Genomic DNA, 24,843 nt, shown 5'->3' with positions numbered 1-24,843 from the left:
CATGACCAACGCACAACCATTGCTTGAGGAGTGACCATGAACCCGACTATTTTCAGAGAATACGATATCCGTGGTGTGGCTGGTGAGGATTTTAACGAAGACGACGCCCGGCGCATCGGCAAGGCCGTGGGGACCTACCTCAAGGGGAAGGGCAAGACCCGGGTCGCCGTGGGCAAGGATTGCCGGACCACCTCCGATCTCTACACCGAGGAGGTGATCCAAGGGCTGCTCTCAACGGGCTGCGACGTGACGGAGCTGGGGTACTGCGCCACGCCCGTTCTCTACTTTTCCATCCATCACCTGGGCCTGGAAGGGGGCGTGATGGTCACGGCCAGCCACAACCCACCCGAGTACAACGGCTTCAAGCTCTGCTGCGGCACCGACTCCATCCACGGCAAGGAGATCCTGGCCCTTCGGGACCTCATCGATGCCGAAGATTTTGCCCATGGGGAGGGCACGCGTCAGGCCATCGACATACTGACCCCTTACCTTAAAGAACTCTCCGAGCGGGTCTCCCTCTCCCGTCCCCTGAAGGTGGGGGTGGACGCGGGCAACGGATCTGCCGGCCCCATCGCCCTGCCCCTTTTGGACCGGTTTGACCTCGAGGTGCACCCCCTTTACTGCGAGATGGACGGCACTTTTCCCAACCATGAGGCCGACCCCACGGTGCTCGCCAACCTCTCCGATCTTGTGGAGCTGGTCCGGGAGAAGAAGCTCGACCTGGGCATCGGCTACGACGGGGACGGCGACCGCATCGGCGTGGTGGACGAAACCGGGGCCATCATCTACGGGGACCAGCTCATGGTGCTGTTTGCCCGGGAGATCCTGGGCAGAAAGCCCGGTGCCACCTTTATCTCCGAGGTGAAGTGCTCCCAGGTGATGTACGACGATATCCGCGCCAGGGGCGGCAACGCCATCATGTGGAAGACCGGCCATTCCCTCATCAAGCAGAAGATGAAGGAGACCAAGGCCGAGCTGGCCGGTGAGATGAGCGGCCACATCTTCTTTGCCGACCGCTACTTCGGCTACGACGACGCCCTCTACGCCACCCTGCGCCTCCTGGAGATCGTGGCCGACCAGGGCAAGCCCCTCTCCTCCCTTCTTTCCGATCTGCCCAAGACCTACACCACCCCGGAGATTCGTCGCGAGTGCCCCGATGAGGTGAAGTTCTCCATTGCCGGGAAACTGAAAGACCGGTTTGTGGCCTCCCACACCGTCATCGATGTGGACGGGGCCCGGGTGCTCTACGACGACGGCTGGGGGCTGGTGCGTGCCTCCAACACCCAGCCCGCCCTGGTGCTGCGTTTTGAAGCCCTGAGCGAAGAGCGGCTGGGGGTTATCCGTTCCGAGATTGAAGGGGCCCTGGAGGAGATCATCGCCGCCGGATAAGCCCGTTTTTCAATGCCCCTGGCCGTTTATGGCCGGGGGCTGGGCTCCGGGGGATCCAAGGGATGGCTTCATTGGAAATTCTCCGTTTTCCTCTTTTTTCGCGAAATAGAATGGTCATTTCGCAAACCATGAAAAACAACAACATATGGCAAAAATTGGTAAATCCATATCAATATGATGTGTTTCTATATCGCCCATTGCTATACCGTATTGACTTTTTGAGATTTTTTGCTTGATTAAGATCGGTAACCCATGTTAAAGACACATAAAAGTAGCGTAAAGAGGAATACCCGAGATTCGCACACGACCACAAGACAATTTCTATAGATTCTGATTTCCCGAAAGTAAACTGAAGGGTGCCCCCCCTCCTCAAAAGCAAGGCCCCTTTGTCGTATCCGCAGCATGCGATTTCGGAGCAAACGTTCACGACACCCGGCCATCAGTCTTCATGCTGAACATCGCGGGTAGCTGTCGCCCAGCGCCTCTTTTCAAGATAGCTTGTTTGATACCACTTCCAACCACCGACACCGCATACACATTCCCCTTGCCGATATCATGGTGGATCGCTTTGTTTACGGGTCCCCTGGTATATTTCGGCAGGCGGGATAGATAAAAAAGCGCTTTTGGAGTTCTGGCCGAAAGCGTCGTGAGTCAACCATAACAAGGAGGAAGGTGTTTTGGCAGAAGGAACAGTAAAATGGTTCAGCGACAAGAAGGGGTACGGGTTCATTGAACGGGAAGATGGATCCGACGTGTTTGTTCACCATAGCTCCATCGACATGCCGGGGTTCCGTACCCTGTCGGAGGGGGAGAGGGTCTCCTTTGAGCTTGAAGAGAGCGATCGAGGGTGTGCTGCAAAAAGCGTCATGCGGCTGTAGCACATGACAAAATAAGGACAATCGACTCCAAGAGGGGCCTGTACCGCGATGAGAGAGTGGCGGTGCAGGCCCCTTTTTTTGTTTTGGCGGTGGGGCTATCGCTTGAAAGCGCGTTCCAGGCTCCCGGTGCTCCAGCGGATCCAGGTGGGGCGGCCGTGGGGGCAGAAGGACGGGTCCCGGCAGGCGTCCAGCTCGGTGAGGAGGCGGTGGACCTCCTTGGTGGAGAGGGCCTGGCCCGCCCGGATGGCCCCGTGGCAGGCCATGAGGATGAGGCACTCGTCCAGGCACCGCTCCAGGGTGTCCCGCTGGCCCATGCGCACCATGTTTTCGGCGATTTCGCTGATGAGCCGGGCCATGCCGTCGGCAGCCAGCATGGCGGGAACGGATTTCACCACAAAGGTGGTGCCCCCGAAGGGTTCCACCTCCAGGCCGAACCGGGCCAGCTCCTCGAGGATGCCGGTGAGGGCATCGGCCTCCCGAAAGCCCAGCTCCACGGTTTCAGGTACCAGCAGGCGCTGGGAGAGAACGCTCCCCTGGCCCTTGAGCTGCTCGAACACCACCCGTTCGTGGGCGGCGTGCTGGTCGATGAGGATGAGGCCGTCCCCGGCATCGCAGAGGATGTAGGTGTCGGCGTACTGCCCGATGATCCGAAGGTGTGCGAACTGCCCGGCGTGGTCCCCTGTGGGGGGGAGGGGGGCGGGTTCCGAGGGCTCCGTCACCTCTTCCGGGACATGGGGGAGGGGCTCTGTGGGGGCTGTGGGTTCTGCCGGAACGTAGAGGGGCTCGGCGTCCGCCTCTTCCCGGCGGCAGAGGGGGAGCACAGCTCCGGGGCGGCGGGCTCTTCCACAAACAGGGCACTGGGCTCGGCCACCCGGACGTCGAGGTCATCCCGCCTTGGCATGGGCATGGACGGCGGAGTGCTCGGGGCAAAGCCGGCGGCGGGCCGTCCGCTGCCGAACTGCCGGGAGGCGGCTTCGGCCTGGGCCAGGGCCTCCTTGACCCCGTCTTCCACGGCCAGCCCCACGGAGGAGGCATCCCTAAAGCGTACCTCATTTTTGGCCGGGTGCACGTTGACGTCCACCCAGTCGCAGGGCAGGGTGATGGAGAGCATGCCCATGGGAAAGCGGCCCTTCATGAGGCGGGGCCTGTAGCCCGAGAGCAGGGAGTTGAGGACCACCCGGTCTTTGACAGGCCGTCCGTTGACATAGAGAAAGATCTTCTGGGTGGTGCTGCGGGTCACCTCCGGGGAGGAGACAAACCCGCTGACGGTGAGCTCCCCCCGGGTGAGGGAGACCTCGGCCAGGTGACCCCGGACGTCGCGGCCCAGCACCTCTTCCACCCGCTGGCGCAGCTCCTCGGTGGCCGGCCAGCTCTTGACCGCCTTGCCGTTGTGGGTGAGGCGAAAGCGCACCTGGGGCCAGGCCAGGGCAATGGCCGACACCGTGTCGGCGATGTGGCCCATCTCCGTACCCTCCCCTTTGAGGAATTTTCGTCGGGCCGGGGTGTTGAAGAAGAGGTGGGCCACGGAGATGAGGGTGCCCTTGGGGGCCCCGGTTTCCGAGACCTTGGTCACCTTGCCCCCTTCCATCTCCACGGTGCAGCCCACGTCCAGGTCCTGGGCCCGGGTGGTGAGGGAGAACTTGGAGACCGAGGCGATGCTGGGCAGGGCCTCTCCGCGGAAGCCCAGGGTGGAGATATTGAAGAGGTCCTCGTCCGTGTAAATCTTGCTGGTGGCGTAGCGCTCGATGGCGAGCATGGCGTCGTCGGCGGCCATGCCGCAGCCGTCGTCTGCCACGCGGATGAGGCGCCTGCCTCCCTTTTCCACATCGATGGAAATGGAGCGGCTCTTGGCGTCCAGGGCGTTTTCCACCAGCTCCTTGACCACGGAGGCGGGCCGTTCCACCACCTCGCCTGCGGCGATTTTGTTGGAGAGGATATCCGGGAGGATGCGAACCTTGCTCATAGGGGGGCTCCAGAAGGCACCGGGGGGCCCGGCGCCATAAAGGGCGGGCCCCATGGGAAAGGGCCGCCCCCTTGGTGTTTCGGTTACGTCCGGGGGGCGTCGGCCAGGAGCCGGGCCAGGGTGTCCGACTCGGCAGGAGAGAGGTTGAACCGCATGCCGGCCTCGTCCACCAGGGCGAGGCGGCCTTTGTCCGGATGGTCCTTCTTCTCTTCCACGGCCCAGGAGAGGGCCTTTTTCATTCGGTCGCTAAGCGGAACAACAGACATGGACGCCTCCCGGAAGGGGTGCTGGGGGCCGCAAGGGGAACACGCCCCCTCAAGGCCCCGGTGTGGGGGGTTAAAGGGCCGGACGCCTGCCCACAAGGCCTGCGGCCCGCTCAAAGTGCCAGGCTGCCTTGAGGAGGGTGGCTTCGTCAAAGTGCCGCCCCAGGAGCTGCAGGCCCACGGGAAGGCCGTCGCCGGTGAATCCGCAGGGCACGCTCATGCCGGGGATGCCGGCAAGGTTGGCCGAGAGGGTGAAGATGTCCGAGAGGTACATCTTCAAGGGGTCGTCGGCGCCTTCGCCGATGATCCCTGCGGCCGTGGGCGCTGCCGGCGAGATGATGAAATCGCAGGTGGAAAAGGCCTTTTTGAAGTCTTCCAGGATGAGGGTACGCACCTGGGAGGCTTTTTTGTAGTAGGCCTCGTAGTAGCCCGAGGAGAGGGCGTAGGTGCCGATGATGATGCGGCGCTTCACCTCGTCCCCGAAACCTTCGGACCGGGTGGTCTTGTAGATGGAGAGGAGGCCCTCGTCGTTGCGCTCGCTCATGCCGTAGCGGATCCCGTCGTAGCGGGCGAGGTTGGAGCTCGCCTCGGACGGGGCGATGACGTAGTAGGCGGCCACGGCGTACTCGGTGTGGGGCAGGGAGACGGGCACGCAGCGCGCTCCCAGGGATTCCAGGGTGGCCTTGGCTTCAGTGACCGCCTTCATGACGTCTGCGTCCACCCCGTCGGCTTCCCAGTACTCGGCGGGGATGCCCACGGTCATGCCGGCCAGGCCCTTGTCTTCCCCCTCTTTCATGAGCTGGCGGAAATCTTTGGGCACGGAGGTAGAGTCCTTGGGGTCATGGCCGCTGATGGCCTCCATCATCAAGGCGCAGTCCTCCACGGTCTTGGTCATGGGGCCGATCTGGTCCAACGAGGAGGCAAAGGCCACCAGCCCGTAGCGGGAGACCCGTCCGTAGGTGGGTTTCATGCCCACGATGCCGCAGTGGGAGGCGGGCTGCCGGATGGAGCCCCCGGTGTCGCTGCCCAGGGAAGCCAGGCAGAGGTCGGCTGCCACGGCCGCGGCAGAGCCCCCGCTGGAGCCGCCGGGAAAGCGGGTGAGGTCCCAGGGGTTGCGGGTGGCCTGAAGGGCGGAGTGTTCGGTGGTGGAGCCCATGGCAAACTCGTCCATGTTGAGCTTGCCGGGAAAGACCGCTCCGGCCTCTTTGAGGCGGGTCACCACCGTGGCGTCGTAGGTGGGCACAAAGTTTTCCAGCATCTTGGAGGCGCAGGTGGTCTTCACCCCTTCGGTGCAGAGCAGGTCTTTCAGGCCCACGGGCAGGCCGGTTAAGGGATGGGCGTCCCCGTTGGCCAGGCGGGCGTCGGCTTCGTCGGCCTGTTTTAAGGCGCCCTCTTTGTCCACGGTGATGTAAGCGCCCACCTTTGCGTCCACGGCCTCAATGCGGGAGAGCACGGCCTCGGTGAGTTCCCGGGAGCTTGCCTTTTTATCTCGAAGAAGCCCGTGGGCTTCGGTCAGGGTCATCTCTTGCAGTGACATTGCCTCTCCTTTCATCTAACCCACCACCTTGGGAACCACAAACATCGCATCTTCCTTGTCCGGTGCGTTGGCAAGGGTCACCTCCGCGCCGGGGTGGGTGTGCACCACATCCTCCCTGAAGGCGTTGGTCAGGTCGATGGCGTGGGTGGTGGGCTCCACGCCGTCGGTGTCGGCTTTCTCAAGGGTGTCCACATAGGAGAGAATGTCCCCGATCTCTGCGGCCAGCTTCTCCACGTCTTTGTCGTCCACGTTGAGTCGGGCCAGGTTGGCCACGTAGAGGACCTCTTCTTTCGTGATCTTCATATCGGATTCCTTTGTCCGGCCCGGCTGCAGGGAGCTCCCTTTGCCGGACCTGTCATATCGGTGTTGCCGCGCGGCCCTTTCTACAGCTTGACGACATAGGCCTTGCGTTTGAGTCGGGCGAGGCGCGTGAGCTCTTCTTTGGCCTGGTCGCGCTGGGTAAAATGCCCCACGCGCACCCGGTACCAGGTCTGGCCCTTGCTGTTTTTTGCCGCCATGACGTAAGCGGAGAGCCCTTTTTCGCGAAGGGTTTGGGCCTCGGCCTCGGCGGCCGTCTCCTTAATGTGGGCCGCCACCTGAATGGTGTACCCGGAGGTGGGCGGGGCCATGGAGGGCGACGCTTTCTTCGGGGCCGGTGCTACCACCGCAGGGGGCGGAGCGGGGGCCTTGACTGCCGTTGCCTTTGGCTTCGGGGGGGCGGGGCTCGCAAGGGGAACCGCCGCCTGTCCCGGGGCCAGCACGGTTTTGTCGGCCTTGGTCATCCGGCTGGATTTGGTGATGGCCTCTTCGCTCTGCTTGACCTCGGTGTAAAAGGAGAGGGGCACATCCGGGGGGACGGCCTCCGGGGGCAACGTCTCCTTGTCGGGCTGGGGGATGGCCTGCTTGTCCGGGATCACGGCCAGCTCCCGCTGCACCGCCGTGGGGATGAGCTCCACCTCGATGCTGCCGCGGCCCACCAGCACCCCCAGGAAGAAGAGCCAGCCGAAGAGGAGAAAAAGGGCCGTGCTCCAGCCCAGGGTCTCCCGGCTGCTCAGGGTGATGAAGGGGGGGCGGGCTTTGGGTTTTGCCTTTGCCGCGTTTGCCATGGTTCCCTCAAGGGTTGTTGGTCCGAAAAGGCCCCGGCAGATGCCGGGGCCTTTAAGTCACGTTACATCTTCTCCGGTGCCGACACACCCAGAAGGGCCAGGCCGGTCTTGATCACCTGGCGCACCGAGGCCACCAGCCTCAGGCGGGCGGCAGAAAGCACGGCGTCGTCGGTGAGGACCTTGTGCTTGTTGTAGTAGCTGTGGAAGGCCGAGGCCAGGTCCATGAGGTAGTAGGAGATGCGGTGGGGCTCCATGAGCTTGGCCGCGGTCTCCACCACCTCGGGGAAGCGGAGCATCGCCTTCATGAGGGCGATCTCCTCGGGCTGGGTGAGGCTCTCCATGGGTGCGGCCGACACGGTGAGGCCCCGCTCTGCTTTGGCCTTCTCCAGGATGCTGGAGATGCGGGCGTGGACGTACTGCACGTAGAAGACCGGGTTGTCGTTGGTCTTCTTCTTGGCCAGCTCCAGGTCAAAATCCAGGGGGCTGTCGTAGTGGCGGGAGAGGAAGAAAATGAAGCAGCAGGGCAGCGCCACCTGGCTGCGCCACGTCCTTGAGGCGTCGAGTCCGCCTGGAGCAGCTGGCGAGGTTCGCCCCCGCGCAGAAGGTTCACCAGCTGGACGAGGATGACGTCAAAATCGTCCTTGTTGTGCCCGGTGGCGGTGATGGAGGCGTTGATGCGGGGGATGTAGCCGTGGTGGTCGGCCCCCCACACATCGATGAGGCGCTGGTAGCCGCGGTCGAACTTGTTCATGTGGTAGGCGATGTCCGAGGCAAAGTAGGTGGTCTGCCCGTTGCTTCGCACCACGACGCGGTCTTTTTCGTCTCCGTACTCCGAGGTCTTGAACCAGAGAGCCCCGTCGTTTTCGTAGAGGGTGCCCTTGGCCTTGAGGGTCTCGATGGTCTCGGGAACCAGGCCGTTGTCGTAGAGGCTCTGCTCGCTGAACCAGCAGTCAAAGGGGACGCCAAAGGCCTCCAGGTCGGTCTTGATGCCTTCCAGGATCAGGGAGGCGGCGTGGCGGGCGCAGAGGAGCACGGCCTCGTCTTCGGGCAGCGCCAGAAGGGAGTCGCCTTTGTCGGCCTTGACCCCTTGGGCCATGTCGATGATGTAGGCGCCCTGGTAGCAGTCCTCGGGAAAGTCCACGGGGTTTCCGCAGAGCTCTTTGTAGCGCAGGAACAGGGAGAGGCCCAGGGTGCGGATCTGGCGACCGGAGTCGTTGATGTAGTACTCCTTGTCCACATCAAAGCCTGCAAAAGAGAGAATGCGGGCCGTGCTGTCGCCCACGGCTGCGCCGCGGCCGTGGCCCACATGAAGGGGGCCCGTGGGGTTGGCGCTGACAAACTCCACCATTACCTTTTTGCCTTCTCCCAGGGTGGAGGCACCGTAGGTGTCGCCCTTGTCTTCCACGCGGGTGACGGCATCAAGCCAGGCGCCCTTGTTCAGGAAGAGGTTGATAAAGCCGGGGCCGGCAATCTCCACCTTGTCCACGATGCTGCCGGCAAGGGCCATCTCGGCCACCAGGGCCTCGGCGATTTTCCGGGGGGCCATCTTCTGGGCCTTGGCCATGACCATGGCGATGTTGGTGGCAAAGTCACCCTGGCTCTCCACCTTGGGCTCTTCCACGGTGAAGGGGGGGAAGGCATCGGAGGACAAGGCCCCCTTTTCAAAAGCCGCACGGGCGGCCTGTTCGATCAACGTCTTTATTGTCTGCTTCATCGGATCTGCTTTACGTTAGGGTTCATGACGGCCTGGCACAGCCATAAGGTCCGGGGAAACCCCAACACAACCGAGGCGTGCTTGCCAAAACACCGTGTGGCCGCACCTTGTCTGGAAATTGAGGTCGCCATGGGGTGGGTCGTCCTGCGCGGGCGGGCTGCCCTGGGCAGCCTTTTTCATGTCGATACGGGTGCCGGCTCGGCACGCCAAGGGGTCACCCGGCTTTCAGGGGGGCTTGCGCTTGGGTGCGGCCGGGCGTAAACGCCATGCCAAAAGCCCCATTTTAAAAGAACATTATGTAATAAATAGTTTTCCCCCGCAAGTCAAGGCGCGGAGGCCCCTTGGGCGTGCCCATAAAAAAAGGGCCGCGGAAGTCCCGGCCCTTTTTTCTCTTTAAAATCGGATCACGGCTCCACTTCGGGGGTGCTGGTCTCGTCGGTGTCGTCTAAGAGCTTGTCGATCTCCACCAGCTCTTTTTCGTCGGTGACCAGGGCCTCCTGGGGCTCTTCCTGGGCGCTTTCCAGGGCGTCGTTGTCGCAAAAGGCGATCTTGACGGTGGTTTTCTCGTCTGCCCCGAACATGGAGAGGATCCCCTCGGCCAGGGTGTTGGCGGAGAAGGCGGGGGGGAAGAAGTCGTGGTTGCGGAACATGGCGATGAGGGCGTCGGCACCCCCGGGCAGGGCAGCCTCCACGACCTCCAGGGGAAAGCTCTCCTGGTGGAGAACGCTGAATTTGCCCACATCGGTCTCGGCCATCTCCTTTAGGGTCAGGGTGCCTGCTTCAAGGTCCTTGTCAACGACGTACTTTTGATCCATGGTTTATCTCCGAATGGTTGTTCCGCCCGGCGTGCCGTCGGGACAGAAGGTACAGACTCTTTATCATATAAGGTGGGGCCCTTGCTTTGGGTATGGGCTGGCCCCAGAAAAAACGCCGGGCTTACCATCTGCGGGGGCTTCCCCCGACATTTTAGCCGCGGCGATAGGCAAAACCCGCCAGGGTCCCAGGTGGGCCCCTCGGGGGGTCATCAGTTCATAATAATAAGCGAAAATCTTTCGATGTCAACACACAGAAGGGATCAGGGGTTTTGGGGGCTGGTTCCGGGCTGTTTTCCCTTTGGGGGAAATAGTCCAACAAAGCTGTTGACCTCTGCCGGATCTAATGGTAATTAGTCCGAGTGAATTTGAGTGGAGGAGTGGCCGAGTGGTCGAAGGCGGCGGTCTTGAAAACCGTTGAGTGTCAAAGCTCCGTGGGTTCGAATCCTACCTCCTCCGCCAAATGATGCGGAGAAATGGCCGAGTGGCTGAAGGCGCGCCCCTGCTAAGGGCGTATGGGTTAACGCCCATCGAGAGTTCGAATCTCTCTTTCTCCGCCACCATCGCTTATAAAGCCCCAACAAGGTGAACTCGCTCGGGCTCTTTGTTTTTGGAGGTTCCAAAACCTCCTGGAGACCACATTTGGTCCAAACGTGGGGCTTTCCGAGGGCAAATGGAGGCTCTCTCCCCTTGCATCTCAAATTACGCATGAATACCTTTCGCTTCCCTTTGACAATTCCACGGCTTTCAGGGCAAGTCTTGGCTGCCGGTATATGTACTCATCCCTCTGTACGGGTGGCATGGCATCGATTCATTCCTTGCTGGTCTGAGTATGTAGTAAGGTTCTGGTCTTTTTTTTAGTTCGGATGTGTCTTCGGTTGCGAGTGTATCTACGATGATGGCGACAACCTTACAAGGTTGGCATTTTAAGTTTTGTCGGAAAAAGAAAAAGGCCAGCATGTTCTGGTTAACATGCTGGCCTAAATATGAAAGCCGGAGATTTTTAGACGGTGAATCTTAAAACACGCATCTCTGAACTTTAATGCATCTAAAATAGATTAAGTTTGTGGTCTCTTTTTAATCTAATGATCTACTGGAACATATTAAGTTTATCTTGATTGTTCTTAGCTTTTTCATAGTATGTTGAGCTATTTTTCAAATAATCCAACAACATCTTAACCGAAGATTCTGGTAAAATCATTTTAACTACTGGAGAACTACCGCTTGTACTTAAGGATGATTGGGACATGGCATTATAGTATGAAAATGTCATCTCCAAGCCCCATATTTTCCCTTCATCAATAGAAGCAAAGTTCAGCGCAAGTCCATAAGAACTTACTGTCATGCTATTGTCTAAACGTAGTCAAGATGCTTTGTGATTTCGACTTTTTCCGCCTGTGAACTGAAGAAATGGCTTTTTCAAGGTCCATGATCATTTGTTTCATAAGAAGAACTTCGTCAAGGCATAAGTTAAGAGTTCCAGAGCCATTGTAATCTACAATTAAACAACTTACATTATTTGGATATGCCTTGAGTCGGACTGAGTCAGATGCTACACCGCGAAGATACTCAAAACTTCTTGCTGCAGGTATTTCAGCTACAGAAATAGGGGTTCCTTCCTTTTTAACATAGTGAGTTACGCCACAACCTGATATTAAACCCACAACACACAAACAAAACGTAATTTTCAAAAAAAACTTGGACAATTTCAAACCTCTTAATTAACAGTCATTAGTAAATAAATTTAAAGGCGAACATCACATAAAAAGAGATATTGCAAAGCTTTCTAATACACTAACTAATGACAGAGGATCAAGGCTCATCAACTATTTTATTTCTATGAAGAATTTATGTGGCTTTAGTGGTAACATTTCAGACGAAAAGTTTTGTAGAGACTGTCTAAATTACTGATTGCTTCTCTTCTGTTTTTGAACAGCCATTTTTCAAATATGTGTAAATTCCTGGTAGAGGAACTTAACCACCTGAGGTGTGGATTTTCCCCTTGCTCCTCGTATTTTGCCAATCACACGACTCGTTTCTACTCGACGTGTTGGCTGACGGACGATTACCCCGTTGCTTTCAGCAGGTGGCAAGGACAGGGTATCGGCCGTGGGTAAGCGCCGTCTTGGGCTAATGAACGGCATACTGTTTTCTGAACTCAGAGGGCGTCATGCCAACCTTCTTTTTAAACATTCGGGAACATGGTACTTGAACCCCAACTGATACGCGGTTTCCGATACGGTGCGCTGAGGCTCGAGCAACAGGTCCTTTGCCTCATCAATGAGGGCGAGCTGGATCAGTTCCTTGGCTGTTTTTCCCGTTTCCACCTTTAAGGTGTCGCTTAAATGACGTGACACCTTCATTTCCCTGGCAATGTCAGCGGGTTTCGGGGGGCCCTCCTCCAGGAAACGATGGGACTCAAAGTAGTTGGCAACCTTGGTCTCGAATTTTCGAAGGAGCTTTCCTGACAGATCCGACCTGTGGATAAACTGGCGTTTGTAGAATCGGCTTGCGTATTTCAGCAGGGTGTCGATTTGGGAGAGGATGATCTCTTTGCTGAATTCATCCTGGTTGTTTTGATACTCCGCTTCCACGACCTTGAAGATGGACTGAACCAGCAGCTCTTCCCTGGGGAGAGGGTGGAGGGCCTCGTTCAATTGTGTATAGAAACTGCAATTTTTAATACGGTTTCGTATCGCGTGTCCTTCGATGAAATCCTCATGAAAACAGATGGTGGCACTTTGTGAGCTGACCACAAGGTTTCGTGCGAACTCGACCTTCTCGCCCTTGGAGCCGTGAAGATCATGGTTCCGTTCTGGAAATCATACTTGGTTCGGCTGTAGAGCAGCTCCCCGGAAACAAGGGTTTTCAGGGAGATGGAGTAGAAATCCGTGGACAAGGCAAAGGGCTCCGACGGAATGCATGCATGGTGGCTCGCATCGCATGCGGCATCATCGGTAACCACGCTGAGCATGGGGTGCTCGGGGGCCGGTAGGTTGAAGAATGTATGGTAGTCCGCAATACTTCCGAAATGCACTTTTTGCATAAGGCTCGCGTATCCCTGCGCTTTTATTGTGTGACCATCCGACACATGGACCTTTTACGTCTCATCATACCGTTGGTGTGACCCATTGGCAATTTTCAAGGTTGCAATGGCCTGGGCACCCTGAACCTGGCGCTTTGCTATGGCGACCATGCCAGGCCGGTCTTCTCTTCAGAAACGGTCCATAGCTTTTCGGCCACCCCGCGATCCAGCACATGGGGAAGGAGCCTGCATGTGCCGATGGGACCGGCCATTTCCCCCTTTTTGTGGGCCCATAAAAGGCTTCTGGCTCAAGGCCCTCTTCCGTGGCGCACAGGACTTCGGGCCACGAGCCTTTTGGGCGGATTGCGCAAAGGGAGACAAGATTTTAAACAGTATTTTTGTGGCCAGGTTGGCTTCTTCCTGGGCCAGGGTGGTTCGGGCTGCCCCCGGATGGCACACCAACACCTGCACCTGTTCCCGGCGTCTGTGATACGTCGCTGCAACTCGTATGCAAAGACCATCTGGGCCAGCTTGCTGTGAGAGTACGTATTCATGGGAACGTAGTTGCTATTGAAGTCAAGGTCTTCAAATTGAATGCACTTCGAGCCCCATCCGATACCCCAGGCTCCCGACGACAACGATGCGTCCCCCGGAGGCTTCCACATGGTTAAAGAGGAGTCCGCATAAGAGGAAGTGCCCGTAATGGTTCACCCCCAGTTGGCTCTCAAAGCCATCCACGGTGAGCTCCTGCTTTGCCACCTGGGCGATGGCCGCGTTGCATATGAGGGCATCGATCCGGGGAACCTCTTTGTTGACGGTCTCTGCGGCTTGGCGGACGGAGTCCAGCGAGGCCAGGTCCAGTTGGATAAAAGAGACATCTGCAGCAGGGAACTGGTCTTTGATCTTTGCGATGGCTGTCTTGGCCTTTTGGGGATTGCGGCACAGCATCACCACCTTTGCGCCTTTGCCGACAAAGACTTTCGTTGCCTCAAAGCCCGCACCGACATTGGCACCGGTGATGACGTATGTTTTTCCCTTCAGGGATGGCAGGCGTTCAGGGGTCCAGCCCTTGGGCCCGAAGGGGTTCTTTTCTGACTTTTTCATTTTTTCCTCTTTTTACGGCGTAGGTATGTTTAGTCGGTTTCGGTTGCCAGAGCCGTGGAACTGGCAAGGCCGGGTGCTTGCTTGGGCCTCCACCAGGCTGTTTGGGGCAGCGCCTTGCCGATGGTCACGGTGTCTCCGGCCATGGGGGTGGCAAGGGTCACGCCCTTTTTTTCCTGCGGCCTTGAGGGCGCGCTCCATGGGCTCGAACCAGTCGTGGATCGCAAGGTTGAAGGTGCCGGAGTGGATGGGAACCGATTACCCGCCTTGAAGACGCTGCCGGTGGGCCTGAACGGACTCTTCAGGCTGCATGTGGATGTCGGGCCAGAATGGGCTGTAGGCCCCGCATTCCATGAGGGTGAGGTCAAAGGGGCCCAGCTTTTCGCCGATGGCTTTAAAGGCCGAGGTGTAGCCTGAGTCGCCACTGAAAAACACCGAGTGGTCAGGGCCGGAGATGGCCCATGAAGCCCAGAGGGTTTTGTTGCCGTCCCTGAGCCCCCGGCCGGAGAAGTGACGCGCCGGGGTGGCGGTGAGGGTCAGGCCCGGCACAGGGGAGATTTCATCCCACCATGCCAGCTCGCTGATGGACGAAGGGGAAACCCCAGGCCGAAAGTTTTTTGCCACCTTTAAGGGCACGATGAAATGCCCCACCCTGGGGATCAATTGCCGGATGCTGGCCTTGTCCAGGTGATCGTAGTGGTTGTGGGAGATGAGGACCACGTCGATGTCGGGAAGCTGGTCAATGGTGATGGGGGGCCGCGCCAGGAACCGCTTGGGACCGACAAGGGGAAACGTTCGCCTGCTGAACATGGGGTCGGTGAGGATGGTGTGCCCGTCTACCTGAAGAAGCACGGTGGCGTGTCCCACCCAGGTGGCATGAAGACCGCTGGCCTGCCTTTTGATGGCTTCTGCGGATGCCTGGGGGTGAGACGGTGGCTCGGTTTCGGGAAATCGTGTCTCCTTTCCCAAGACATAGGCTTTGAGCGTGCCAACATACCCCCCTGGTTTTGCCAGGCGAGTTTACCTCCTGGTTGAAAAATGTCCCGTCAGAGTACTGGCTGAACTCTTCAGGGGGCGTTAGCTGGTTGATGTCGAGGGGCTTGCTGCAGATCTGGGTGCACCCGGTGAGGCCCAGCAAGGTCATGAAAAGGGCCCCGTTTAACCGGGCTTTCGCCTGAAGAGTCGCCTTCGGGAAAATTGTTATGGATACGGGATGTTCCGTCCTTATGGAAAGCGTGTGTTGTGACATCAGCGGCATGGCGTTGACCCATGGCATGGGACGTCATATGGGGCTGATGGTATCGATTTGATGTGATTGTAGGTCGATAGGCGGCTGGCTTCAATAAACAGAATCACGGAAATCGGATACTTTTCGACATATCTTTGTTTCAGCAGGTGACTGAAGAGAGTCCCTTGCGATATTTGAAAAAAACACGCCTGAACAAGGCAGGGCTCCTGATTGATCGGGAAGGTCTCCGCGTGGGGGATGCGGCGGAGCTGGTGGGGTGTGAGAGGGTGTCTCAGTTTGGCCGGGAGTTTAAAGCCTAGGTTCAGGTTTCCCCTAAGAGGCCTGCTGTGCCGGGGTTTTGAGGCGGTTCCGTATAAACGATCTGTTTTTGTCCGGGTATTTAGAGCGTCAATCAAAAAGGGCCCCTTCCCGTTTAGGAAAAGGGCCCTTTGATTTTTTAACCGAAGGCGGCCCATGGCGGGCAATGTCCCACGGGCGCAGCCCGTCAGCAGATGTAGAGGGACGAGGGACGAGCCCCGGAGCATGTGCGACCCTGGGGTCCAGGGGATGTATCCCCTGGTTTTTTTATTCTTTGTCCTCCGAGAGATCGATGAATCGGTAGATCTCGCCTTCCCGTCCTTCAAGGGCCGCCATCTCGGTGAAGTAGGTGGCGGGGTCGGGGAGTTTGCCCAAGCGGGCGGTGACGGCGGCCAGTTCGGCGGAGCCTAAAAAGACATTGGCGCCGTCGCCGATGCGGTTGGGGAAGTTGCGCGTGGAGGTGGAGAGCACGGTGGTGTTCGGGGCCACGCGGGCCTGGTTGCCCATGCACAGGGAGCAGCCAGGGGATCTCCATGCGGGCGCCGGCACAACGCGAGGGTTGTAGAGGCCTTCGCGCCGGAGCTGGTCTTTGTCCATGACCGTGGGCGGGGTCATCCAGAGGCGCACGGGCACTTCGCCGTCTCCTTCGAGGAGGGCGGCGGCGGCCCTGAAGTGGCCGATGTGGGTCATGCAGGAGCCGATGAAGACCTCGTCGATGGGGGTGCCGGTGACCTCGGAGAGGCGCTTGACGTCGTCGGGGTCGTTGGGGCAGGCGAGGATGGGCTCGGTAAGGGTGGCAAGGTCGATCTCGATGACCTCGGCGTACTCGGCATCGGTGTCGGCGGTGAGGAGAGACGGGGCGTTGAGCCAGGCCTCCATGGCGTCGATGCGGGCCTTTAAGGTGGCTTTGGCTTCGTAGCCTTGGGCCACCATGGACTTTAAGAGGGCCACGTTGGAGCGCAGGTAGCGGCTCACCTGGGCCTCGGAGAGGCGGATGGTGGCGGCTGCTGCCGAGCGCTCGGCCGAGGCGTCGGTGAGCTCGAAGGCCTCGTCCACGGAGAGGTGGTCCAGCCCTTCGATCTCTAAGATGCGGCCGGAGAAGATGTTCTTCTTGCCCTCTTTGGCCACGGTGAGCAGGCCCTTTTCAATGGCGGCAAGGGGAATGGCGTTGACGATGTCCCGCAGGGTGATGCCGGGTTTGGGGGTGCCGGTAAAGCGCACCAGCACGGACTCGGGCATGTCCAGGGGCATGCGGCCCATGGCGGCGGCAAAGGCCACCAGGCCGGATCCAGCCGGAAAGCTGATCCCCATGGGAAAACGGGTGTGGGAGTCGCCGCCGGTGCCCACGGTGTCGGGCAGGATCATGCGGTTTAAAAAGGAGTGGATCACCCCGTCGCCGGGCTTTAAGGCCACGCCCCCGCGGCTGGTCATGAAGCCGGGGAGGGTGTCGTGCATGGCGATGTCCACGGGCCGGGGGTAGGCGGCGGTGTGGCAGAAGGACTGCATCACCAGATCCGAGGCAAAGGAGAGGCAGGCCAGCTCGGTGAGCTCATCCCGGGTCATGGGGCCGGTGGTGTCCTGGGAGCCCACAGTGGTCATCTTGGGCTCGCAGTAGGTGCCGGGGCGGACCCCGTCCATGCCGCAGGCGCGGCCCACGATCTTCTGGGCCAAAGTAAAGCCTTTGCCCGTGTCGGCGGCGGTGGCGCGGAAGAGGTCGCTCTCCTCAAGCCCTTTGGCTTTTCTGGCCATGGCGGTCAGGTTACGGCCGATGATGAGGGGAATGCGTCCCCCGGCCTGCACCTCGTCAAAGAGCACCTCGGTTTTGAGGGCAAAGCGGGAGAGCACGGTGCCGGCTTCGTCGGTGACGGTGCCTTCGTAGGGGCGGATGGTGACCACCTGGCCGGTGGCAAGGGCGGTGACGTCACACTCCACGGGCAGGGCCCCTGCGTCTTCCAGGGTGTTGAAGAAGATGGGAGCGATCTTGCCGCCCAGAACCACGCCCCCTGCACGCTTGTTGGGGACAAAGGGGATCTCGTCGCCGATGTGCCAGAGCAGGGAGTTGGTGGCGGACTTGCGGGAGGAGCCGGTGCCCACCACGTCGCCCACAAAGGCCACGGGGTGGCCCTTGGCCTTGAGCTCTTCGATGGTGGCAAGGGCGTTTTCGTCGCGGCTGGTGAGCATGGACAGGGCGTGCAAGGGGATGTCCGGGCGGCTCCAGGCCTCTCCGGCCGGGGAGAAGTCGTCGGTGTTGCACTCGCCGTCCACTTTAAAGACCGTCACGGTGAGGGCTTCGGGCAGGGTCTTTTTCTCGGTGAACCAGAGGCCGTCGGCCCAGGCCGAGAGGACCTTCTCCGCTGCGGGCAGGTTTTTGGCGGCCTCCACCACCTTGTCGAAGACGTCCGGGACGATGACAAGGCGGGCCAGGGCGTCGGCGGCCGGGGTGCCCAGCTCGGGGTGGGCCAGAAGGTCAAAGAGGGCGCCGGTGTTGTAGCCGCCCCCCATGGTGCCCAGAAGGGCCACGGCCTCTTTGGGGGCAATGAGGGGGCTTTTCTGCTCGCCTTGGGCAAGGGCTGCGAGAAACTCTGCCTTCACCTTTGCGGCCGGGTCCACGCCGGGGGGGACCCGGTGGGAAGGTCCAGGAGCTCTTGTTCCTGGCCTGCGGGGGGATCCGCAAGGAGCTCGCACAGGGCTGTCACCTGGGCGTCGGTGAGGGGTTTCGGGGGAATTCCCATCTCTTGCCGTTGGGCCTCGCTTTGTCTGTATGCGGTAAGCATCGTCACACTCCTGATTGGTTTGTCACACGTCGTTGGTCAACATCCTCGGGCTCTTGATACCGGGTTTCGGGGCGCTTTTTGTTTGACCGGCGGCTTTTCCGTGGTATATGGTTTCTTTCCTTCAAAAATCATGTGGGATTCCGATGGTAACTCACCGGGATCACCTGTAACTCATAATCAAACATGACCAAGGAGCACCCACCCATGAGCACGGATACATTTCGGTCCCTGTTTACTGCCGATTTTCTCGCTGAGGTATTTCCGGCTGATCTTTCCGACCAGTTTTTTGAAGCACTCTACGGCGATGCCGAAGACGGGGCTTACGATATCTCCCTGGTTTATGCAGGCGAAGGGGACAAGAGCCTTGAGTTCGAGCTGCACCTGACCCAGAGGCCGGGCAAATGCCTTGTCTGCAGCCTCACCTACGGCCTGCCCGAGGTCTTTACGCGGCACCCCCTGATCAACCTTAAGGGGCTGGTGGCCAAAATCGACGCCGCCCTGGGCGAGTCCGCAACCTGCGGGGAGTGGCGCATCGGCCGGACCCGTGAGGTTTCCCGGGCCCTTCATGTGGTGCCCCTTTCCATCTCCCTTGCCTGATCGGCCAGCCGCCGGTTTCTTATCCCCATGGTCAGCGATGGTCCGGGCTGCTTTCGTCAAGGATGACGCCCGGGCACTCCGCCGCCGCCTCGTGGGGCCTCTCCCGAAAGTAGTCCCAGAAGGGAAAGGTCCGGCACTGGGCGGGACGGGCCTCGTAGGCCGAACACCCCCCTTTGTTCCTGTCGTAGAGAAGGCAGGCAAAATTCTCTCCCTCCTGCCGCTCTCCGATGGAGACGCGGTACCCCACTTTTTTTAAATAGTCCCGTGCAAAGGCCTCCGGGGTCATCCCCAGGGCATGGGCCAGGGCCCGGCTTTCGTCCCGGGTGACCCAGATGTTTCCGGACTCCCCGTTGCAGCAACGCCCCCCGCAGGTCTCGCAGGCGGCGGGGTCAAAGGCAAAGGGGAACCCTTGACGGGTCAGTATGGTTGGGTTCGTCATGCGATTCGTATCTGTTTGTCTGTTGTGGGTAAGCAGGAGGCACTTCCGTGCCGTAAAGGCCCCCATGGGGCTTCGTTTTCTACCACATATCCCCATGGGTTGGAAAGGGGGATCATCCGGTGAGCAGGGCGAGTCGGTGCCGGGCCCCGTCGAAGTCGTACGCGTCGATGAGCTCTGCGACCTCCTGCATGGCGGCAAGGGTCGCCTCCTGCTCTTTGCCCTGCAGGTGTCGGATCAACGCCCCCACGGTCTCGGCTGAGCCCACGGGGTCGGCCTCGGTCAATTCGTCCCGGAGGCGGGCCACCATGGTGTCGCGGGCCTTTTCGGGGGGAGACGCGGGGACTTTCGGGGCAGGGGCCGCTGGCCGCTCCAGGGTCTCCACGGCAGAGAGCACGTGGGAAAGGGCCCGGGAAAGGGCCGGTTCCAGCTCCCGGGCGCTGGAAAGGTCCTCCCGGGCCGCGGTCTCTTCCATGGCTGCGGCCTCGGCCGAGAGGATGTCGGCGGCGATGTTGGCGGCCACCCCCTTGAGGGCGTGGGCCTCCATGCGCAGGGCGGCAAGGTCCGAGGCGTCCAGAAGCCCGGCCAGCTTGCGGGCAAAGTCCCGGTACTCGGCCTGGAAGCGCTGGAGCACCCGGTCGTAGAGGGCCTCGGAGCCCAACCGTTCCACCCCGGCGTCGAAATCGAGGACGCATCCTCCGGCAAGGGGCGTGTCGTGGTCGGTCGCTGCGTCGGTTCCCACGGTGTGGCGGGCGATGACCTCAAAGAGGCGTTCCCGGTGAATGGGCTTGGCCACGTAATCGTCCATGCCCGCGTGGAGGCAGCGCTCCTTGTCTCCCTGCATGGCGTGGGCGGTCATGGCCACGATGGGCAAATCGGGCATGGCCAGGTTGTCTCGGATCATGGCCGTTGCCTCCAGGCCGTCCATGATGGGCATCTGAAGGTCCATGAGCACCAGGTCGAAGGGGTGGGTCTCCACTTTCTTGACCGCTTCCAGGCCGTTGGCGGCGGCGGTGACGTCAATACCCCAGCCTTTGAGGAGTTCGCTGGCCACCATCTGGTTCACCGGGTTGTCCTCCACCAGGAGCACGGACAGGCCCCTCAGGTCCCTGGGGGCGGCCGAAGAGGACGTCGGGCCGGTGGCCGTGCGGGGGGCGCCGAAGATCTCCATGACGGCGTCGAACAGGGCCGAGGGTTTGACCGGCTTGATGAGAAAGTGGGCAAAGCCGCTGCGCCGGGCCCGGACCACCTCCTCTTCCCGGCCAAAGGGGCCGATGAGAATCACCCGGGGGCTGTCTGCCCCGCCGCTTTTCACCAGGTCCGTTGCCGTGTCGATGCCGTTGATGCCGGGCAGTTGCAGGTCGATGACGGCCAGGCTCAAAGGGGGATAGCTCCCCTTTCGAAAGTGCTTCAAGGCCTCTTCCCCGCTTTCGGCCTCTGCCACGGTGAAGCCGAAGCCCGTGAGGTCGCGGGCCAGGACGGTGCGCGTGGCGCTGTTGTCTTCCACCAGGAGCACGGCTCCCCTTCGCATCTCATGGGGAATGAGGGTGGGCTGGGCGTGGGTGTCCATGAACCGGATGCGGGCGGTGAAGCAGAACCGGCTTCCCCCGCCGTGGACCTGTTCCACCCAGATGGCCCCGCCCATGCGCTCCACGATGTTGCGGCAGATGGCAAGGCCCAGGCCCGTGCCGCCGTATTTGCGGGTGGTGGAGCCATCGGCCTGGCTGAACACCTCGAAGAGGCGGTCCGACCGCTTGGGGTCCACGCCGATGCCCGTGTCCCGGACGGCCACAAAGAGCTCCACGTGGTGCTCTTCCTGCCGGAGGCAGGTGGCGGTGATGGCGATCTCCCCTGCCTCGGTGAATTTAAAGGCGTTGGAGAGAAGGTTGGCCAGCACCTGGCGAAAGCGCAAGGGGTCCCCGATGAGCTCGTCGGGCACCTCCGGGTCGATGTCCACCACCAGCTCGATCTCTTTTCTTACGCAGCTCTCGATGAACAGGTCGGTGACCGCCTCCACCACCTCGGCCAGGCGAAAGGGGATCTCCTCGAACCGGAGCTTGCCCGCGTCCATTTTGGAAAAGTCTAAAATGTCGTTGATGATCTGGAGCAGCGAGCCTGAGGAGGAGCGGATGATGCCCAGGTACTCGCGCTGGCGGGGGGTGAGGTCCGTGCGCATCATCAGGTCGCTCATGCCGATGATGGCGTTCATGGGGGTGCGGATTTCGTGGCTCATGTTGGCCAGGAAGGTGCTCTTGGTGACGGCTGCTTCCTTGGCCTCTTCCACGGCCAGCTCGGAGCTGCCGATGGCCTTTTCCAGCTGGGCGGTGCGCTCGGCCACCAGTTCTTCCAGGCGGTTGCGGTGGGCGGTGAGCTCTTCGTTTTGCCGGTTGATCTTCTCTTCGGCCTGCTTTTGCCGGGTGATGTCCGTGACGATGGCCATGGTCGCCGGGCGCCCGCCCATGGTGACGGGGGTCTCGGAGATGATGACGTCGATGATATCGCCGTCTCTGTGGCGGAGCCGTGCCTCGTACTGGCCCGAGGGACTTTGACCCTGGCGCCGGGCGCGGAGCCTGTCATCCATCATGGCCCGCCCCGTGTCCGCATCGGCGAACAGGTCGATGACGGGCACGGTGTAGAAGGCCTCGCCTTCGTAGCCGCACATGGTCATGATGGCCTGGTTGGCGTAGGTGATTCGGCCGTCGACCTCCACCACGATGCCGTCCCTGGCGTTGTCCACCAGGCTGCGGTAGGTCTCTTCGGAGTCCCGGAGGGCCCTGACGGACTCGGTGCTTTGGCGCTGCCGGGCCTGCTGTTTGTCGTGCATGGCCCAGGAGAGACAAAGGATCAGGAAGCCGTAGCCCATCTCCAGGCCCCAGCGGGAGAGGGGGCCTAAGGGCACCACCCCGTAGAGGCTTCCTGCCGAGAGGGCGCCCCCGGCCAGGAAGAGGAGCCAGGCCATCAGGAAAAAGCGTGTGGGGCGGCCCCCTTTGGCGGCCATGGCCGCTCCCCCTGCCAGCATCACCAGGACAGTGGCGATGCCCGTGACCGTGGTCCACTGGCTGATGATGCGGTAGTCCAGGATCGGGGCGCAGGCGGCAAGGCCCAGGCAGAGTACCAACCCGGCCTTGATGAGGCGGTCCAGGTCCGGGCAGAGGGTGCGGGTTTCCAGAAAGCCCCGGGAGAAGAGCAGGGCAAAAAAGGTGGCGGTCGCAAGAAGCAGGGGGTTGGCCGTGTTGGCCCAGTTCGGAGCATCCGGCCAGAGGAACTGAAAGGCGTGACCGGCGTGGACCATGGCGTGGAGGGTCAGGGCGAGGGCAAAGAGCAGCAGGGAGAGCCGGGTGCGCTTCCGGGTGACCAGAAAGGCAAAGAGGGCGTGGGCGGCCATGGCCAGCATGACCCCGTAGAAGAGCCACGACAGGGGCGGGCCACCACGGTTTGTGGCGGGAAAGGCGTCGGCGTTCCAGACCCGAACGGGCAGGACCATGGCGCCCCGGGTGGTGATGCGCAGAAAGACGGTGGTCTCCCCCGGGGGCAGGGTGACGGGAAAGGCCACGGCCGGGTGGGCCAGGGGCCGCTCGGCAAAGGGGTGGGTGTCGCCGCTTATCTCACGCTCGAAGCCTTCGGGGCCGGGGTGGTAGAAGATCACCTCGTCTAAGGGCGGGTAGTCGATGGTGATGACCGCGTCAAAGGGGGCGTCGCCACGGTTGGCCAGGGTGAGGCGGCCCCACAGGGGGTAGCCCATGAACCCGAAGGCGTATTCGAGGTTTTCCAGGGGGGCAAAAAGGGTGTCGGGACGGGCCGCCTCGGTGACGGTGAGGGTTGCTTCGGCGTCGGCATGCCAGAGCAGGGACGGCCCCGGCGAGAGGCTGGTTTCAAGGTCGGTGACGTCCAGGGCTGCGGCCCGGGCCGTCAAGGGCATGAGGAGCACCAGCAGGGCGGCACAGAGCCGGGCAAAGGGACCGGCGCAGCGATGGGTGGGGAGAGGGCGGGGAGCCCGTGTCGGTGTCATGGGAGGGGCCCTTCCTCACCGTCGGGCATGAGGGCCACCACACGGCTCGGCCCTGCAGAGCCGCCCTTGACCTTCAAAGGGAAGCAGCAGACGGTAAAGCCCTGGTCCGGGAGGCGGTGGAGGCCCGCCAGGCGTTCCAGGTGGCAGTACGGGGTCTCGGCCCCTTGGTAGTGGGATTCCCAGAACTCACCCTTTCCGGTTTTGGCGCGCCTTGCCATGTGGGAGAGGGGACCGTCCCACCCCCAGGCGTCGATGCCCGTGATCTTGACCCCCCGTTTTGTGAGCAGGGCCGTGGCCCCCCGGGTCACCCAGGGACCGGCGGTAAAGTACGCGGGATCTCCCAGGAGCCGGTCCATGCCCGTGCGGATGAGCACGATGGTCCCGGCGGTGATGGTGATCCCCCGGGCCTCTTCCCAGGCCGTGATGTCAGCTTCGGTGATGGCCTCTCCGTCTTTTTTGTGGCTCATGTCCAGGCAGACCCCCGGGGAAAAGCACCAGGAGAGGGGAACCTCGTCGATGGTCATGGCGCGCTTGCCCCCGGCGTCCGGGGCGTAGTGCCAGGGAGCGTCCAGATGGGTGGTGCCGTGGGAGGAGAGGGAGAGGGTGTCGTTGGCCCAGCCGAGGCGGCGGCGCAGGAACCGGGGCGTCAGGCCCGTGAGAAGAAAGACGGTCAGGGCGCCGAAGCGGTGGCCCTGGCGTTTGACACGGGTACGGGCCCACCAGGGGGCCCAGGCGGTGTCGGAATCCAGCGGGGCAGACAGGTCGAGGATCTCCATGGCGTCTCCGGTGGTGGGGCGGCCCTTGGGAGGGCGGCCCCGTCTGGATGGTCAGGGGCTAAGCCGGGGGGTGCAGGTCGTTGTTCAAGCAACCCTTCCCCGAGACCCTCTGGGGACGGCGTCGAGGCCGCGCCGGCGTACTCCTGGGCCAGCTCTTTGGCGGCTTCGGCGTTGGCCGCTCCGGGGTATCCCCCGGAATTGAGGTGAATGCGCATCACCTGGCCGTCGGTGAGGGGCAGCTCGCCCTGGTGCCCCGCGGACTGCAGGCGCCCTTCCAGGTAAGTCGTCATTTCGGCAAGGCCCATGGGGGGCAGGGGAACCTCACGGATGCCGTCATGGGCGGGAACCAGGTGGCGCAGGGTGTCCAAAAGGGCGGCCGTGTGGGGCAGCCCCGTTAAGATGACCTGTTTGAACTGGCGCGGCTCCCCCTCATCGGTGGTCTGCTTGATGAGGGCGGCCAGGGCGTCGGGCTCCAGGCGGTGGGCGTCGTCCACCATGATGACGGGCAGGTCGTCACGCATCATGGTGTAGGCCCGCAACGGGGCGCAGCCTGTGGGCAGCTGGAGGGTGCAGACACTCCAGCTCTCTTCATCTGCGGCCAGCACCTGTTTGAGCAGGAGGGTTTTTCCTCCCCCCGGATCAGCCGTGATGAGGACCACGTTGTGGGGAGCCTCCATCAGGTTGCGCACCAGGGCGACGGTTTCAATGAGCTTGGTATATGGAAAAAACGAGGCCTCGTCCACGTAGTCGTCGAAGGGGTCCCGCATGAGATGTAACGCTTCAATATAAGACATAGAACAGCACGCTGTTTGGAGTGTGTCATGGCCGCCGGAAACGAACCGATGGTGGATGATAGCAGGAACAACGTTCCTTTCCCTGCCCGTGGAACATGCAACAACGGGGTTTTCGGGCCAGGG

General features: G+C 61.1%; 24 protein-coding genes and 2 tRNA genes. 6 read left to right on the top strand and 20 right to left on the bottom strand.

All coding sequences use genetic code 11. The annotated features are described in order from the left end of the window. The first annotated feature begins 36 nt into the window (after positions 1 to 36). Positions 37 to 1,389 carry a phosphomannomutase/phosphoglucomutase gene (locus tag ACOYW1_RS27100; RefSeq protein WP_482420440.1) on the top strand — a complete coding sequence of 451 codons (1,353 nt, stop codon included), beginning with the start codon at positions 37 to 39 and terminating at the stop codon, positions 1,387 to 1,389. Positions 1,390 to 2,066: 677 nt separating this feature from the next. Beyond that, a complete protein-coding gene (locus ACOYW1_RS27095) occupies positions 2,067 to 2,267 on the top strand; it encodes a cold-shock protein (protein ID WP_092215676.1) in 201 nt (66 codons plus the stop codon). A gap of 95 nt (positions 2,268 to 2,362) precedes the next feature. Here ACOYW1_RS27095 and ACOYW1_RS27090 read toward each other — a convergent pair whose 3' ends face one another. From ACOYW1_RS27090 to ACOYW1_RS27050, 9 genes are all read right to left on the bottom strand, one after another. Then, a complete protein-coding gene (locus ACOYW1_RS27090) occupies positions 2,363 to 2,986 on the bottom strand; it encodes a DNA mismatch repair MutL family protein (protein ID WP_482420439.1) in 624 nt (207 codons plus the stop codon). After that, a complete protein-coding gene (gene mutL, locus ACOYW1_RS27085) occupies positions 2,983 to 4,230 on the bottom strand; it encodes a DNA mismatch repair endonuclease MutL (protein ID WP_482420438.1) in 1,248 nt (415 codons plus the stop codon). The genes ACOYW1_RS27090 and mutL overlap by 4 nt, the downstream gene beginning before the upstream one ends. A gap of 83 nt (positions 4,231 to 4,313) precedes the next feature. Beyond that, positions 4,314 to 4,496, bottom strand: coding sequence for a hypothetical protein (locus tag ACOYW1_RS27080; protein ID WP_482418521.1), 183 nt, complete (start codon positions 4,494 to 4,496; stop codon positions 4,314 to 4,316). A gap of 70 nt (positions 4,497 to 4,566) precedes the next feature. After that, positions 4,567 to 6,030 (bottom strand): Asp-tRNA(Asn)/Glu-tRNA(Gln) amidotransferase subunit GatA, encoded by a 1,464-nt coding sequence (gatA, locus tag ACOYW1_RS27075; protein WP_482420437.1) that lies wholly within the window; start codon positions 6,028 to 6,030, stop codon positions 4,567 to 4,569. A gap of 15 nt (positions 6,031 to 6,045) precedes the next feature. Continuing rightward, positions 6,046 to 6,333, bottom strand: coding sequence for an Asp-tRNA(Asn)/Glu-tRNA(Gln) amidotransferase subunit GatC (gatC, locus tag ACOYW1_RS27070; protein ID WP_482420436.1), 288 nt, complete (start codon positions 6,331 to 6,333; stop codon positions 6,046 to 6,048). Positions 6,334 to 6,413: 80 nt separating this feature from the next. Beyond that, positions 6,414 to 7,136, bottom strand: coding sequence for an SPOR domain-containing protein (locus ACOYW1_RS27065; protein ID WP_482420435.1), 723 nt, complete (start codon positions 7,134 to 7,136; stop codon positions 6,414 to 6,416). A 62-nt stretch (positions 7,137 to 7,198) separates the two neighbouring features. Next, a complete protein-coding gene (locus tag ACOYW1_RS27060) occupies positions 7,199 to 7,525 on the bottom strand; it encodes a DALR anticodon-binding domain-containing protein (RefSeq protein ID WP_482423834.1) in 327 nt (108 codons plus the stop codon). Next, positions 7,438 to 8,850 (bottom strand): arginine--tRNA ligase, encoded by a 1,413-nt coding sequence (argS, locus tag ACOYW1_RS27055; protein ID WP_482420434.1) that lies wholly within the window; start codon positions 8,848 to 8,850, stop codon positions 7,438 to 7,440. The genes ACOYW1_RS27060 and argS overlap by 88 nt, the downstream gene beginning before the upstream one ends. Before the next feature lie 404 nt (positions 8,851 to 9,254). After that, positions 9,255 to 9,665, bottom strand: a complete 411-nt coding sequence (locus ACOYW1_RS27050; RefSeq protein WP_482418516.1) for a hypothetical protein — start codon at positions 9,663 to 9,665, stop codon at positions 9,255 to 9,257. Positions 9,666 to 10,036: 371 nt separating this feature from the next. On the opposite strand from ACOYW1_RS27050, the gene ACOYW1_RS27045 reads away from it, so the two are divergent. Both ACOYW1_RS27045 and ACOYW1_RS27040 read left to right on the top strand, forming a co-directional pair. Next, positions 10,037 to 10,124, top strand: a tRNA-Ser gene (locus ACOYW1_RS27045). Between the two features lie 8 nt (positions 10,125 to 10,132). Further along, positions 10,133 to 10,222, top strand: a tRNA-Ser gene (locus tag ACOYW1_RS27040). Between the two features lie 530 nt (positions 10,223 to 10,752). On the opposite strand, the gene ACOYW1_RS27035 is transcribed toward ACOYW1_RS27040, so the two are convergent. The 5 genes from ACOYW1_RS27035 to ACOYW1_RS27015 form a co-directional block, all read right to left on the bottom strand. After that, positions 10,753 to 11,007, bottom strand: coding sequence for a hypothetical protein (locus tag ACOYW1_RS27035; protein WP_482420433.1), 255 nt, complete (start codon positions 11,005 to 11,007; stop codon positions 10,753 to 10,755). An 823-nt stretch (positions 11,008 to 11,830) separates the two neighbouring features. Further along, positions 11,831 to 12,319: a helix-turn-helix domain-containing protein gene (locus tag ACOYW1_RS27030; protein WP_482420432.1), complete on the bottom strand. Its 489-nt coding sequence runs from the start codon at positions 12,317 to 12,319 to the stop codon at positions 11,831 to 11,833. A gap of 953 nt (positions 12,320 to 13,272) precedes the next feature. Continuing rightward, a complete protein-coding gene (locus tag ACOYW1_RS27025; protein WP_482420431.1) occupies positions 13,273 to 13,791 on the bottom strand; it encodes an SDR family NAD(P)-dependent oxidoreductase in 519 nt (172 codons plus the stop codon). Positions 13,792 to 13,820: 29 nt separating this feature from the next. After that, on the bottom strand, positions 13,821 to 13,952 hold the full coding sequence (locus tag ACOYW1_RS27020) for a hypothetical protein (RefSeq protein WP_482420430.1): 132 nt from the start codon (positions 13,950 to 13,952) through the stop codon (positions 13,821 to 13,823). Between the two features lie 94 nt (positions 13,953 to 14,046). Continuing rightward, positions 14,047 to 14,757 carry an MBL fold metallo-hydrolase gene (locus ACOYW1_RS27015; RefSeq protein ID WP_482420429.1) on the bottom strand — a complete coding sequence of 237 codons (711 nt, stop codon included), beginning with the start codon at positions 14,755 to 14,757 and terminating at the stop codon, positions 14,047 to 14,049. Positions 14,758 to 15,201: 444 nt separating this feature from the next. Here ACOYW1_RS27015 and ACOYW1_RS27010 point away from each other — a divergent pair, with 444 nt between their 5' ends. Then, on the top strand, positions 15,202 to 15,336 hold the full coding sequence (locus ACOYW1_RS27010; RefSeq protein WP_482420428.1) for a helix-turn-helix transcriptional regulator: 135 nt from the start codon (positions 15,202 to 15,204) through the stop codon (positions 15,334 to 15,336). A 265-nt stretch (positions 15,337 to 15,601) separates the two neighbouring features. Here the strand turns inward: ACOYW1_RS27010 and ACOYW1_RS27005 are convergent, their stop codons facing one another. Then, positions 15,602 to 17,944, bottom strand: coding sequence for a bifunctional aconitate hydratase 2/2-methylisocitrate dehydratase (locus ACOYW1_RS27005; RefSeq protein ID WP_482420427.1), 2,343 nt, complete (start codon positions 17,942 to 17,944; stop codon positions 15,602 to 15,604). Continuing rightward, positions 17,923 to 18,108 (bottom strand): hypothetical protein, encoded by a 186-nt coding sequence (locus ACOYW1_RS27000; RefSeq protein WP_482420426.1) that lies wholly within the window; start codon positions 18,106 to 18,108, stop codon positions 17,923 to 17,925. The genes ACOYW1_RS27005 and ACOYW1_RS27000 overlap by 22 nt, the downstream gene beginning before the upstream one ends. A 204-nt stretch (positions 18,109 to 18,312) precedes the next feature. Here ACOYW1_RS27000 and ACOYW1_RS26995 point away from each other — a divergent pair, with 204 nt between their 5' ends. After that, positions 18,313 to 18,705 carry a pancreas/duodenum homeobox protein 1 gene (locus tag ACOYW1_RS26995; RefSeq protein ID WP_180138064.1) on the top strand — a complete coding sequence of 131 codons (393 nt, stop codon included), beginning with the start codon at positions 18,313 to 18,315 and terminating at the stop codon, positions 18,703 to 18,705. Positions 18,706 to 18,736: 31 nt separating this feature from the next. Here ACOYW1_RS26995 and ACOYW1_RS26990 read toward each other — a convergent pair whose 3' ends face one another. The 4 genes from ACOYW1_RS26990 to ACOYW1_RS26975 form a co-directional block, all read right to left on the bottom strand. Continuing rightward, positions 18,737 to 19,144: a YkgJ family cysteine cluster protein gene (locus ACOYW1_RS26990; protein ID WP_482420425.1), complete on the bottom strand. Its 408-nt coding sequence runs from the start codon at positions 19,142 to 19,144 to the stop codon at positions 18,737 to 18,739. 112 nt (positions 19,145 to 19,256) lie between these two features. Beyond that, the gene (locus tag ACOYW1_RS26985) at positions 19,257 to 23,150 is read right to left on the bottom strand and encodes a response regulator (RefSeq protein ID WP_482420424.1); all 3,894 of its coding nucleotides are present in this window, start codon (positions 23,148 to 23,150) and stop codon (positions 19,257 to 19,259) included. Beyond that, complete coding sequence (locus ACOYW1_RS26980; RefSeq protein ID WP_482420423.1) at positions 23,147 to 23,926, bottom strand: cyclase family protein; 780 nt, start codon at positions 23,924 to 23,926, stop codon at positions 23,147 to 23,149. The genes ACOYW1_RS26985 and ACOYW1_RS26980 overlap by 4 nt, the downstream gene beginning before the upstream one ends. Then, complete coding sequence (locus tag ACOYW1_RS26975; protein ID WP_482420422.1) at positions 23,821 to 24,693, bottom strand: hypothetical protein; 873 nt, start codon at positions 24,691 to 24,693, stop codon at positions 23,821 to 23,823. The genes ACOYW1_RS26980 and ACOYW1_RS26975 overlap by 106 nt, the downstream gene beginning before the upstream one ends. Between the last annotated feature and the right edge of the window lie 150 nt (positions 24,694 to 24,843).

The organism is Desulfoluna sp. CYM3A, assembly GCF_056829965.1.
Note: the sequence above shows the minus strand (reverse complement) of the source record. Positions and strands in the feature narration are given on the sequence as shown.